Source organism: Nocardiopsis exhalans, from assembly GCF_024134545.1.
Classification (GTDB): Bacteria; Actinomycetota; Actinomycetes; order Streptosporangiales; family Streptosporangiaceae; genus Nocardiopsis; species Nocardiopsis exhalans.
Genome location: NZ_CP099837.1, coordinates 1,529,361 through 1,542,123 on the forward strand (window position 1 = coordinate 1,529,361; position 12,763 = coordinate 1,542,123).

The 12,763-nt window shown below is 69.8% G+C and carries 7 protein-coding genes; 4 read left to right on the top strand and 3 right to left on the bottom strand.

Going from position 1 to position 12,763, the window contains the following annotated elements; translation table 11 throughout:
* Window positions 1–308: 308 nt before the first annotated feature.
* From NE857_RS06870 to NE857_RS06880, 3 genes are all read right to left on the bottom strand, one after another.
* A complete protein-coding gene (locus NE857_RS06870; protein ID WP_254420251.1) occupies window positions 309–1,538 on the bottom strand; it encodes a thioester domain-containing protein in 1,230 nt (409 codons plus the stop codon).
* Window positions 1,539–1,879: 341 nt separating this feature from the next.
* Entirely contained in the window at window positions 1,880–3,109 is a 1,230-nt protein-coding gene (locus tag NE857_RS06875; protein WP_254420252.1) for a thioester domain-containing protein, read from the bottom strand.
* 465 nt (window positions 3,110–3,574) lie between these two features.
* On the bottom strand, window positions 3,575–4,753 hold the full coding sequence (locus NE857_RS06880) for a Cys-Gln thioester bond-forming surface protein (RefSeq protein WP_254420253.1): 1,179 nt from the start codon (window positions 4,751–4,753) through the stop codon (window positions 3,575–3,577).
* 270 nt (window positions 4,754–5,023) lie between these two features.
* On the opposite strand from NE857_RS06880, the gene gatB reads away from it, so the two are divergent.
* From gatB to NE857_RS06900, 4 genes are all read left to right on the top strand, one after another.
* Window positions 5,024–6,535: an Asp-tRNA(Asn)/Glu-tRNA(Gln) amidotransferase subunit GatB gene (gene gatB, locus NE857_RS06885; RefSeq protein ID WP_254420254.1), complete on the top strand. Its 1,512-nt coding sequence runs from the start codon at window positions 5,024–5,026 to the stop codon at window positions 6,533–6,535.
* A gap of 717 nt (window positions 6,536–7,252) precedes the next feature.
* On the top strand, window positions 7,253–9,958 hold the full coding sequence (locus NE857_RS06890) for a putative bifunctional diguanylate cyclase/phosphodiesterase (protein WP_254420255.1): 2,706 nt from the start codon (window positions 7,253–7,255) through the stop codon (window positions 9,956–9,958).
* Between the two features lie 74 nt (window positions 9,959–10,032).
* Complete coding sequence (locus tag NE857_RS06895) at window positions 10,033–11,382, top strand: flavin monoamine oxidase family protein (RefSeq protein ID WP_254420256.1); 1,350 nt, start codon at window positions 10,033–10,035, stop codon at window positions 11,380–11,382.
* 68 nt (window positions 11,383–11,450) lie between these two features.
* Window positions 11,451–12,350 (top strand): hypothetical protein, encoded by a 900-nt coding sequence (locus NE857_RS06900; RefSeq protein WP_254420257.1) that lies wholly within the window; start codon window positions 11,451–11,453, stop codon window positions 12,348–12,350.
* The last annotated feature ends 413 nt before the right edge of the window (window positions 12,351–12,763 follow it).

Consider the following 12,763-nt stretch of genomic DNA (forward strand, 5'->3'; position numbering starts at 1 on the left):
GTGGCAGCGGTCGCCCGGTGCGAAGCGAGTGCCAGGAACGCTGTGGAATGCACGGCGTGAGTGCTCTGCTGCCGTTGGGCGAGGTTTTCACAGGGAGTCACGTAACACAACGGAGGTTTTTGGATCTGGCCGACATCAGCCATTCGGCATGCCGGGTGTAAACCGCTCGGCCCGATGGGCGTGCGGTGCCGAAAAAAGGACTTTTGTTGTTGTTCACATGACAAAGGGCCCGCCCCGCGAATCACTCGCGGGACGGGCCCCTTCGAACAGGGCGGTCAGTCGGACCGGCCCTTCGCGTTCACTGAGTCCTAGGCGTCCAGGTCAGCGCCGTTGGCACCGCTCTTGCGCTTGCGGCTCAGGTAGAGGGCACCGCCACCGGCGCCCAGGGCGGCCACACCGGCGGCCACGAGACCGAGCAGCGCGCCACCGGTCACGGGCAGCGTGGGCTCGTCGTCCTTCGTGCCGGGGGCGGGCTTGTCGTCCTCCGCCGGCTTGCTGGGCTCGCCGGTCGGGGTCGGCTTCGGGTCCGGCTCGTCGGTCGGGGTGGGCGACGGGGACGGGCTGGGCTCGGGCTCCGGGGTCGGCTCCGGCTCGGGCTCGTCGGCCTTGGACCACTCGACGGAGGCGGCGGCCTTGACGGAGACCTCGCTGTCCTTGGCGGTGATCAGGGTCTGGGTCGCCTTGTGCGCGCTCTCGCCCTTGAACAGGCGGCCCTGCTGGACGGTGGCGGTGGTCTCCAGGCTGAAGGAGGCCTCGCCCGCGTCGGCGTCGTCGGGCACGGAGAATCCGACCTTGTCGCCGTCGCTCAGGGACTCGCCGACCGGCTCACCGGTGGAGATGTCGACCAGCTCGACGCCCTCGGGGACGTCCAGGGAGATCGGCACCTCAGCGGCGTTGGTCGAGATCTGGAACTCGCCCACGGTGTCACCGGCCTGGCCGGTGGCGCTGTCCGGGGTGACGCTCAGGGTCGGCGCGGGCTCGTTGGCCAGCTCCTCGGCGTTCTCGATCAGGTGGTTGTAGATCGCCTTCACGTTGGCGTGACCGCGGGTGAGGGTGGCGCCGTTGCTGTAGTGCCAGATGGCGGCCTGGGTGGCGGCCAGGGCGTGCTTGCCCTCGACCCGGTTGGCGCCGGGAAGGGAGTTGAACTCGTCGGCGCCCTTGCTCGGGTAACCGTTCTGCAGGATCCAGTGGACCTTGCCGGGTTCGGCGAAGTCGCCCTTGCCCGGGTAGTTGGCCCAGTCGTCTTCCCTGTACCAGGCGCTCGAGCGGATACCCGTCTCGATGTCGATGCAGTACGTGATGAGCTCGCTGCCGTCCTCAAGCTGGAGCCTGAAGAGGTTGGTGCCGATCGTGCCCGCGCTCATGGTCACGGTTTCGCCGGTCTCGTGGTTGCCCACGTACTGAGCCCGCACGGAACCCTCGTAGGTACCCACGGTGTCAGCGGCGGCCGGAGCTGCCAGGCCGAAGGTCAGCAGCGCCGCGGCGGAGACCGCGAGACCCGCGCGACCGGCGGTCCGGAGGTTGGGGGAGTGCTTCACGTCGTGTCCTGTCATGAGGTGCTGTGCCACACGGCCCCAAGGGGGCGTACGGCGGCGAGAAGAAAAAGAAGAGGAGGACGCACCCGGGAGGGGCCGGAGCGGCTTCGGACCTTGAATGAGTCCGGTGGCACAGCAGTAATGGTTTGTGCCTGTCCGATATTAGCGATGTGTGGGGTCACCTCCAAGCCGCCCCGGAAGAAAACTCCTGTTATGTCCACTGAGCTGCGGTTTTGTGGGTGAAGACGAAGGGCCCGTCCCGGTGATCTCTCACCGGGACGGGCCCTCGTGTGCTACCCGCGGTGCAGTTCTTGCGGTGGGGAGCCGGAGCCGGGGGTCAACCCTTAGGCGTCCGTCTCCTCACCGGCGGCCGCCTTGCGCTTGCGGCTCAGGTAGAGGGCACCGCCACCGGCACCCAGGGCGGCCACACCGGCCGCGACCAGGCCGGCGAGCGCGCCACCGGTCACCGGCAGGGTCGGCTGGTCGTCCGCGGGCGGGGCCGGCTTGTCGTCCGGCGCGGTGGGCTTGTCACTCGGCTCGGTCGGCTTGTCGGACGGCTCCGTGGGCTTGTCGCTCGGGGTCGGGGTGGGCGACGGGGACGGGCTGGGCTCGGGCTCGCCCTCGGTCCAGGAACCGCTGGCCGAAGCGGAGACCTTGGTCTGGCCGCCCTTGGCGGTGATCAGCGTCTGGGTGGGCTTCTTCGAGTCCTTGCCCTGGAACAGACGTCCGGTCTCGACCCTGGAGGTGGTCTCCAGAGTGAAGGAGGCCTCACCCTCGGCGGCGTCGGTGGGAACGCCGAAGCCCACCTTGTCGCCGTTGCTGACGGTCTCGACGGCCTCACCGGTCTCGATGTCGACCAGCTCGACACCATCGGGGGCGTCCAGGTTGACCGGGATCTCAGCGGCGTTGGTCTCGATGAGGAACTCACCGACGATTTCGCCCGCCTGGCCGCTGGCGGCCTCGTCCGGGGTGATGCTCAGCGCGGCCTTGGGCTCGTCCGTCTGGGGGAGCTCGACGGCGCTCTCGGTCAGATAGGTGTAGACGGCCTTGACGGCGTCGCTGTTCCTGCTGTCGTCGAGGTTCAGCTCCATGTCGTTGCTGAAGTGCCAGATGGCGGCCTGGGTGCCCGAGAGGGCGTCCTCGTTGCTGAGGCCCTCCACCCCGGCCTCAGTGCCCAGCGCGGCGGCCTCGACGTTCGGGTAGGAGTTCTGCAGGATCCAGTGGACCTTGCCCGGCTGGGCGAAGTCGCCCTGGCCCGGGTAGTTGGCCCAGTCGTCTTCCTTGTACCAGGCGTTGTGCCGGATGTTGGTGCGGAAGTCGATGCAGTAGGCGGTGAGGACCGTGTCCTGGTCCTTCAGCTTCAGGTTGAACAAGCTCGCGGGCGCGGAGCCGCCGGTCATGTAGACATCGGGGCCGCTTTCGGCGTTTCCGGTGTACTGGCCGACAGTGGAGCCCTCGTAGGTCTCGACCTCATCGGCGGCCGCGGGCGAGGCCAGGCCGAGGGCGAGGAACGCCGCGGCGGAGGCGGCGAGGCCAGCGCGCCCGACGGAACGGGGGAAGGAGAAGTTGCTCAAGTTGTGTCCCGGTGTCTTCTAGGGGTAACCGGATGGAATCCGCCCAGGTCGATGGGAAGCCGTGAACGGCGGATGCGGTCGCCACGTGGTGGACGCCCTCAGTGGAAGAGAGAGGCGCGTCGCGGGGTCGCCCGGTTCGAGTGTCATCGAGTCGGAGCAGGGACTCTGCGACAGGTCGGGGACGGGCGTGGTCTTTCCGGTTGGGGGCTCGCAGGCGCGGGAGCGGGCCGCGTGCGTCGTGGGAAAGCCGACCGCCCGGCTGATACTAGCGATCCCATTCACCACTTCCAACCCGGTTCGCGAAAAATATGACGCGTTACGGGCCAGAACAAAACTGCACAAGGCGGATCCGCATTATGGCCGGATGTTATGGAACCGGGTTTCAGCGAAGGGTGTTCTCGCTGTTCCCAGCTGCTTTCCGGGTGATTCTCGGAGGCTTCTCAGCGGCGGCGCCTCAGCAGGGCCTCAGTCGCGCCGTTGACGGCCCAGAACCAGGATGAGCAGGCCGGACACGACCAGCGCCCCCGCGATGACCAGCAGTCCGGACAGCCAGGTGCCGGTGAGTGCCAGCCCGCCCTCGGCGTCCGGGGCCTCCGTCTCCGGGGTCTCGGCCTCCTCGGCCAGGGGTTCGGCCGGGGGTAGCTCCCGGGTCTCGGACTCCTCGGAGTTCTCGGACTCCACCGGCTCCTCGGTCTCGACCGCCGCGGCCTGCTCCTCCGGCTCCTCGCGGTTCCAGGTGAACGTCGCGGTGGTCGAACTCGTCGCCGAAACCGGCTCGGCGGTGATCAGCGGCTGTGTCCGCACACCCTCCCGGCCGATGAACAGGCGGCCCTCCTCCAGGGGGACCTGGCTGCCGCGCACGTGCAGGGTGGCCACCCCGGCCGGGACCGACGGGTCCACGGCCAGGTAGACCTCGTCGCCGTCGTGCGCCTGCGAGACCTCCTCGCCCCCGGCGTTCACCAGCCACGACGCCGGGGCGCCGCGCAGCGAGAGGCGCACCGGGTCCTCACCCGCGCTGGAGACCGTCAACGGGCCCAGCGGCTCCTCCGGGGAGACCGCCTCGACGTGGTGGGGGGAGAGCTCCACGGAACGGGCGGTCGTGCCGCCCTCAGCACCGTTGCTGCCCTCGACCAGGTGCGTGTACACGGCGACGACGTCCTGGTGGTTCGCGTCCGGGTCCAGCTCGGCCCCGTCCAACACGTTCCACAGGGCGGCCTGGGCCGCCGCGATGGCGTGCCCCTCCTCCAGGTACAGCACGCCGGAGGCCAGCCCCAGAGCCGGGAGGGTCAGGTTCGGGTAGGAGTTGCTCACGATCCAGCTGGCCCGGTCCGCGGGAGCGGGGGCCCGGACGGTTTCGGTCCACTCCGGAATGTCCCCCCACACTGACTCCACGTAGGCGGTGCGCGGGCGCACCTCCTCGTCCGCGAGCAGCGCGTAGGCGCGCACCGAGTCCTCGTCGGCCACGCGGAGGCTGAACAGCGCGGTGTCGGCCTCGGTGCCGTCGGAGAGTACGACGGGAAGACCCGCGACCGGGTCTCGGTCCACGCGTGAGAAATCATCGGCCGCCGCTGGAACGGCGACCAGGGTGATGATCAGTGCGGAGGCGGAAAGCAGCGCGGCGCACCGACGCAAGATGCCGGACATGCTCAGGCGCTCCCGTGCGAAGGGTGGAAGGGCGGCGGTGACCCAACTGGCGAAATCGTGTTCCTGGGTTGTCAAGACTAACGGTCCGACACCCGTTACCGAGGGAGATCACCTCTACAGCGGCCCAATCGTGTGCTTGCCGTGACATCCGTCAACCGCGTCGCATCGGGGCCGTTGGCCGCGCCACATCGGGGAAGGGGGTCACCGGGCCTCTGAGCCTCGGTAGGCTGACCTGGAAGGTATGTCCTCTACGGAAACGGGTTTGCGGCGATGGCCCACGCGGTAACTCCTAGCTTTGAGCAGGCGCTGGACAAGTACGAGCCGGTGCTTGGCCTGGAGACCCACATCGAACTGGGCACCGCCTCGAAGATGTTCTGCCCCTGCCCCACCGCCTTCGGCGCCGACCCCAACACCCAGGTGTGCCCGGTCTGCCTGGCGTTCCCGGGCTCGCTCCCGGTGGTGAACGAGAAGGCGGTCGAAGGCGCGATCCGGCTGGGCTTGGCGCTCAACTGCTCCATCGCCCCCTGGGGCCGGTTCGCCCGGAAGAACTACTTCTACCCGGACATGCCGAAGAACTACCAGATCTCGCAGTACGACGAGCCGATCTGCGTGGACGGCTACCTCAACGTCACCGTGGACACCCCCGAGGGTCCGCGCGAGTTCCGGGTGGAGATCGAGCGCGTCCACATGGAGGAGGACACCGGCAAGTCCTCCCACGTCGGCGGCTCCACCGGCCGGATCCACGGCGCCAGCCACTCCAACGTCGACTACAACCGCGCGGGCATCCCGCTGCTGGAGATCGTCACCAAGCCGATCACCGGCACCGACTCCCTCGCCCCGCTGGTCGCCCGCGCCTACGCCGCCGAGCTGCGCGACCTCGTCCGCTCGCTGGGTATCTCCGACGTGCGCATGGAGGAGGGTTCCATGCGCTGCGACGTGAACGTCTCCATCAACGAGCGCGGCGCCGGCGAGTGGGGCACCCGGAGCGAGACCAAGAACGTCAACTCCCTGCGCTCCGTCGAGCGCGCCGTGCGCTCGGAGATCGAGCGCCAGGCCGGTGTCCTGGACGCCGGGGAGCGGGTCGTGCAGGAGACCCGCCACTTCCAGGAGCACCTGGGCCGCAGCACGTCGGGCCGCTCCAAGGAAGAGGCGCAGGACTACCGCTACTTCCCGGACCCTGACCTCGTCCCGGTCGCCCCGTCCGCGGAGTGGATCGAGGAGCTGCGCGCCACCCTGCCCGAGCTGCCCGCCGCCCAGCGCGCCCGGGTCACGGCCGAGTGGAACCTCTCCGACACCGAGCTGCGCGACCTGGTCAACGCCGACGCCATCGGCCTGGTCGAGGCGACCGTCGTCGAGGGCGCCCCCTCGGCGGAGGCCCGCAAGCTGTGGCTGAACGAGCTCTCCCGCCGCGCCACCGAGCAGGAGGTGGAGCTGTCCTCCCTGCCCATCACCCCGGCGCAGGTGGCCCGTGTGATCGCGCTGGTCGCCGAGGGCACCCTCACCAACAAGCTGGCCCGCCAGGTGGTGGAGGGCGTTCTCGCGGGTGAGGGCGAGCCCGACGCCGTCGTGGAGGCCCGCGGCCTGAAGGTCGTCAGCGACGACGGCGCCCTGGGTGCCGCGGTCGACGAGGCCATCGCGAACAACCCCGACGCCGCGGACAAGGTGCGCGGCGGCAAGGTGGCCGCGGCCGGTGCCCTGGTCGGCGCCGTCATGAAGGCCACCCGCGGTCAGGCCGACGCGGGCCGCGCCCGCGAGCTCATCCTGGAGAAGCTGAGCGGCTAGAGCCGGTTCCGGAGCCCGCGGGCAGCTGATCCGCTGCTTACCCGGGTTCTCCTGTGTTCGGTGCGGCGCCGTGGGGACTGAGGGGGACCCGCGGCGCCGCCACCCCTTGCCGGGACGGGAACCGCTGGGACGAGCGCTGCCGGGGCGGACACCAACGGAATTTGGCTACTCAGAGTGATGATTCCGTCGTCATCTCTCGTCCGGGCCTCAATCGCTGTGTGACCTTGGTTGCGTAGGGTGTCCACGCACGGGGGTGCGCGCGGTATGCCGGGTCACCCCCGCCGCCGTTCGTCCCAGTCCCGCGAAGATCCTGGGCGGCGACTCGCGGTGCGGCATCCGCGCCGCGTCCTGATTCGAGTGATCACGAGGTGGGTGCTCCATGTTCGAGGAGAGAGCGCGACGGCGGCCGAGGGCCGCTAGGGCGTGTTCGGCGAGCACTGACCCTGCTGCGCGCCGCCCCGGTGGCACTTTCGCCGCGCATCTCTCAGTCGACGGCCAAACCGGGGCGGGCCCCCGCTGTGCGACACCGCGGAGCTTGCCTGGCAGGGCACAGCAGGGGCACTCCTTCGTCGGCCTCGCGCCGGCACCACCCGCCCGCCCGTCGCCCGCCACCCCCCGCAACGGACGCCTCCGGCGCGCTCTTCTGTTCCGCTCGCGGACGGGCAGCACCCACCGAACACGCCCTCGGGTCGCGACACCCCTGCTGGGAGGCTGGTGATGGGCACCAGGGCACGCCGTTTGTGGCTGTTCGGGTTGGGCGCGCTCTTCCTGCTCTACCTCCTGGGGACCCTGATCCCGGCAGGGGAGTCCACGCTGGCCGCCTCGCTGGGGCAGTGGCCCACCGCGGTGGCCGCCGGGGTGGCGGGCACGTCCCTGCTCCTCGCCTCGCGACGCTGGGCCCGGACCGGTGCGGACCGGGCCGCCCACGTGGACGGGGCCGACGGCCCCGCGGCCCTGCGCTTCCTCGGACTGGCCTCGCTGGCCTGGTGCCTGGGTGGTCTCACTCACGCCGTCACCCGGACGTTCAGCGGAGCCTCGGTTCTCTCGCTCACCCTGGGTGACCTCTTCGCGCTGGCCGCGCTGCCACTCTTCGTGATCGGCTTCACCAGGTTCGCACCCTGGCCGGGCGGGCTTCGCACCGCCGTACGGCACATCACCGACAGCTACGTGTGCGCTGCCGCGGTCTTCGCGGTCGTGTGGATCCTGCTGTTCTCCCCGCTCTATGAGGAACTGGGCGAGGGGGCCGGGTTCCTCGGCTTCGCGCTGGTCTACCCGGTCGCCGACATCGTGGTGCTGTGCCTGCTCATCCCACTGGTGTTCATGTCGCCGCACAGCACCAGGCGCGCGGTGCTGGTGGCGATCGGCGCGCTCATCGTCATCGCCGCCTCGGACATGGTCGGCGCGGTGACCCGCCTGACCGGGCCGCCAGTGGCGGGCGGGATCGAGCAGCCCGTGCGCTTTTTGGGCTTCGCTCTGCTCGGAGCGCTGCCGTGGCTGCTGGAGCACCGGCCGGGCGCCGCCCCGCGCCGGATCACCGGCCGCGGCCTGTACCGCTTCGCCCCGGAGATCGCGGCGGTGGCCTCGGTCTTCGTGGCCACGGTCGTGCTCACCGCGGCGGCGCTGCGCCTGCCCGGCGTCGCCCCGGTACTGCCGCTTGCGGCGGGCACCGCGGTACTGGTCCTGCTGCTGCGCGTGGTGGGGATGCTGGAGGAGACCTCCACGCTCGCCCGCATGGTGCGCAACCGCGAGGGACACTTCAACGAGCTGGCCCGCAACAGCGGCGACGTCATCCTGGTGCTGGACCGCGACGGCGGTGTCTTCTACATGAGCCCGGGCACGGCCGAGGCCTTCGGATACCGACTGGACGACGTCCTGGCCGCCCCGGTCAGCACGCTCATCCACCCCGAGGACCTGAGCCGCACCAAGGCCGTCACGGACCTGTTCACCGAACGCTCCAGCCAGGGCGTGCACCTGCGGCTGCGGGTGCGCGCCGCGGACGGCACCTGGCGGCACACCTCCTCGACCGTCTCCCTGTACGAGCAGCCGGGCGAGCCCGACCGCCTGCTGGTCACGACCAGCGACATCAGTGCCCAGGTCGCGCTCCAGGACGAGGTCGAGCACCTGACCTTCCACGACGGGGTCACCGGCCTGCCCAACCGCGCCTACCTGGAGGAGCGGGCCAGCGACGTGCTCGCGCACCGGGCGATCAGCGACGAACCCTCGGGGGACGTGGCGGTGATCTTCCTGGACCTGGACGGGTTCACCGCGGTCAACGACTCCGCCGGGCACGTGCGCGGCGACCACATGCTGGGACAGGCCGCCCGGCGCCTGCGCGGCGAGCTGGGCGCCAACGCCACCCTGGCGCGTTGGGGCGGGGACGAGTTCGCGGTGCTGGTGGAGAACGTGCCCAAGGCGCAGCGCGTGGTGGACCTGGCCGAACGGCTGGGCCGGGTGATCGCCTCCGAACCCTTCCAGGTGGCTGACCGGGACATCGTGCTGACCGCGAGCATCGGTGTGGCCTTCGCGGACGCGGCGACGGACAGCGGTGAGCTGCTGCGCAACGCCGACGTGGCGATGACCAGGGCCAAGGAGCGCGGTGCCGGGCACGTGGAGGTCTACGCCGCCCACATGCACGACATGGTCGTGTCCCGCCTGGAACTCCAGATCCGGCTGCGCGAGGCGCTGGCGGGCGGTGAGTTCTACCTGGAGTACCAGCCGGTGGTGGACCTGGGTACCTCCCAGGTGACCGCGGTGGAGGCGCTGGTGCGCTGGGACCGCGACGGCGAGGAGGTGGGCCCGGGCGCCTTCCTGGGCGCCGCCGAGGAGTCGGGCCTGATCGTGCCGCTGGGGGAGTGGATCCTCCGCGAGGCCTGCGAGAAGGTCGCCGTGTGGCGGCTCTCGGACTGGGACATCGGCCTCTCGGTGAACCTGTCGGTGAAGCAGGTGCTGTCCCCGAGGTTCGTGCGCACGGTCGAGGGCGTCCTGGCCGAGACCGGCCTGCCCGCCGAGGTCCTCACCCTCGAGGTGGACGAGGAGGTCCTGCTCGACGACCAGGGCGACGCTGTGGCGCGCCTGGGCGAGCTGCGCGAGCTGGGCGTGCGCCTGGCCATCGACGACTACGGCATGGGTTACGCGTCCCTGGCGCACCTGCGCGAGCTGAGCGTGGACGCCATCAAGATCGACCCGTCGTTCATCGCGGACCTGGGCCGCGACGACACGGTCACGCTGCTCACGCACACCATCATCCAGCTCGGCCGCGACCTGGGCGTCCAGGTGGTGGCCGAGGGCATCGAACGCCCTGAGCAGCTGGAACAGCTGCGCGTGATGGGCTGCGACCACGGCCAGGGCTTCCTGGTCGCCCGCCCCATGCCCGCCAGCGGCGTGGAGTCGTTGGTGGGCGGCGAGGCCGGAGCCAACCTGTAAGGACCGGGCGGGGGAACTCCTCCCGAGCGGGGGGCGTTGGGGTGCGGAGGGCACCTGGTGATGGGAGGACTCCGGTGGATCAGGCGAGAGTGGTCGTTGTCGGTGCGGGCCTGGCGGGACTGTCCGCGGCCGAGGAGTTGCGCGCGCGGGGCGCGGGCCCGGTCGTGGTGCTGGAGGGGGCCCGCAGCCCCGGCGGTCGCGCGGACGCCATGCCCAGGGCGGAGCTGGAGGGCCTCTCACCGGCCCCCATGTTCATCCGGGCGGACGAGCGCGAACTCCTGGAACTGGCGGGGAAGCTGGATGTTCCCGTCGAGAGGCTGGCTCACCGGCAGGATCTGGAGGACCTGAGGGTCGGTGAGGACGGCGAGGTCTCGGCCAGCCGGGACAACCTGCCCCTGTCACTCCCCTGGTGGAGCCGGTTCGGCGGCGAATGGCTGCTGGACAGGTTCGGCCGGCTCGGAGAGGGCGTCGATTTCGGGAGTCCGTGGCTCTCAGCGAAGGCCGGGCACCTCGACGCGCAGACGGCCTACTCCTGGCTCCGGGAGTACGCCCCGGACTCCGAGGTGCTCGACCTGTTGGAAGAGCACCTCACGCTGGAGGCCGGCCTGCCCACGGGGCGGGTGAGCCTGCTCTGGCTGATCGCGCACGTGGGCCGTGATCCGGCCGCCGATGAGGAAGGACTCGGCCTGGACGCCCGTCTCCTGGTGCGCCGGCTGGCGGCGCTGGCGGACGTGCGCGTCGGGCACCACGTCGACCTGGTCGAGCAGGACGAGTCGGGGGTGCGGGTCCACGGGGACTGGGGTACGTGCGCGGCCGAACGGGTCGTGCTGGCGCTCTCACCCGCCGATGCGGACCGGGTGGAGTTCGTCCCCCGGCTGTCGGAACGGCGGCGGAGCATGCAGAGGCAGTGGCCGAGGGCGGGCGTGGTCCAGACGGAGCTGGTCTACTGGCGGCCGTTCTGGCGCAACTTCGGGCGGTCCGGACAGGTCTTCTTCGATGACGGGATCCCCGCGTGGAGCATCGACCACAGCCCTTCGGACTCCTCTCACGGCCGCCTCCTGACACACACCTACACCTTCGGTGAGTACGCGCCCCTCGGCGCTGACCAGGTTTCGGTGGAGGACCGGGCACGGCACCGAGGGCTGCTGCTGGAGAACGTGGCCCGCGCCCTGGGGCCGCTGGGGGCCAAGCCGCTGGCGGTGGCGCAGTCGGTCTCCGACGACGGGGCCTACAGCGGCTTCTACCGGTCTCCGATGCCGCCGGGGTTCCTGACCGAGTACGGCCCGGTGCTGCGGAGCCCGGTCGGCCGGATCCACTGGGCCGGTACGGAGACCGCGGGCTTCCCCGAGAACGGTGATCTCAGCGGGGCCCTGGCCAGCGGCCGCAGGGCGGCCGCCGAGGTGGCCGCCGAACTCGGCTCCTGAACCGTAGCCAATGTGGGCATAGCGGCTTTCACCTGCGAAGACACGGAGAAACTCGCTACTTTTCCGGCATGCCCTCTCATCAGCACGAGTTCCCCCTCGACCTGATTCGTAACGATCCCGGGTCGGTGGTCGAACTCCTCAAGGAGATCACCGGCAAGTCCTTGCCGGAGTACACCCGTGTCCGATGCGACTCGGCCGAAGCCACGAGCACAGCATTGACCCAACTGACCTCGGATTCGGTGGTGGTCTGTGAACGGCCGCCCTACCCACACGAGAAGACGGACGGCCCGGTTTCGGTTCTGGGGATCATTGTCGAGCCCCAGAACAAGCCGGACCCCCGCAAGTACTACCGATGGCCCGCGTACGTGGCCAACACCCGGTTGCGGCTGGAATGCCCGGTGGTACTCCTGGTGCTCGCACCCACGTCGAAGTTGGCCGGCCGGTTCTCCGAGCCGATCGACCTGGGGTGTGGTGAGGTCCGCCCCCTGGTTCTCGGGCTGGACACCCTCACCCCGGTCACTGACCCGGAGGTGGCGGTAGCCCGACCGGTGTTGACCGTCCTGGCCATGGCCAACAATCCGACCGAGGACGGGGCCGCGCTGAACGCCCTGCTCGAAGCCCTGAAGAGCCTCGATGCCTCGTCCACCCCGCTGTATTCTGACTATGTGCTCGCGGCCCTGGAGGCCACGGCTCCTGGAGCATTGGAGAAGTTCATGATCCTGAAGGACTACGAGTACAAGAGCGAAACGATGAGGCGTCCCTACCGTGAGGGCAGGGAGGAGGGCAGGGAGGAGGGCCGGACCGAGGGTCGGACCGAGGCCATCCTGGGAGTCCTCGAGGAGCGTGGGATCCCTGTCTCGGAGGGTGTCCGCGAACGGATTGGGGCGACCACCGATCTGGATCTGCTGGACACCTGGGTGCGGCGGGCCGTGAGGGTGAAGAAGGCGGAGGACCTTTTCGAGGCCTAGGTCTGGGCCCGGGGCGGGACGGGGTGTTAAGCCGGGCTTACGATCGAAGCGTCGGACCCCTGCTACGTGTTCTGCGTTACACGTGGCGGGGGTCTTTTTGTCGTTTTCGCAGGCCAGAGTGGATGTCCTTCGGGTCGTCTGGTCGCATGTTGAAATTTTTGTCTCGCATGGTGAGACATTATTAAGTTCTGGTTGACGGGCGAGCACTCCGTCGGCCAATGTTGTGAACGTGCAGAACAACTCCCTGATTCTCGTACTTGGTCGGCGCGCAGCCCACTGAGTTTTCTCTGCTGCGCGCCACCCCTCAACCGCCACCGGGCGGTGGGGGTTTTTTTATTGCCGAACCAGGGCCGAGAACCGGAAAACCACCATCCCCAGAGCCGCTGTACCGCTCTGGACCCTCGCTGAAGGAT

Excerpts from the sequence above, each read along its gene's own strand:
- NE857_RS06880 (WP_254420253.1), bottom strand. The coding sequence starts at position 4,753 with ATGTCCGGCATCTTGCGTCGGTGCGCCGCGCTGCTTTCCGCCTCCGCA.
- gatB (WP_254420254.1), top strand. The coding sequence starts at position 5,024 with ATGGCCCACGCGGTAACTCCTAGCTTTGAGCAGGCGCTGGACAAGTAC.
- NE857_RS06890 (WP_254420255.1), top strand. The coding sequence starts at position 7,253 with ATGGGCACCAGGGCACGCCGTTTGTGGCTGTTCGGGTTGGGCGCGCTC.
- NE857_RS06900 (WP_254420257.1), top strand. The coding sequence starts at position 11,451 with ATGCCCTCTCATCAGCACGAGTTCCCCCTCGACCTGATTCGTAACGAT.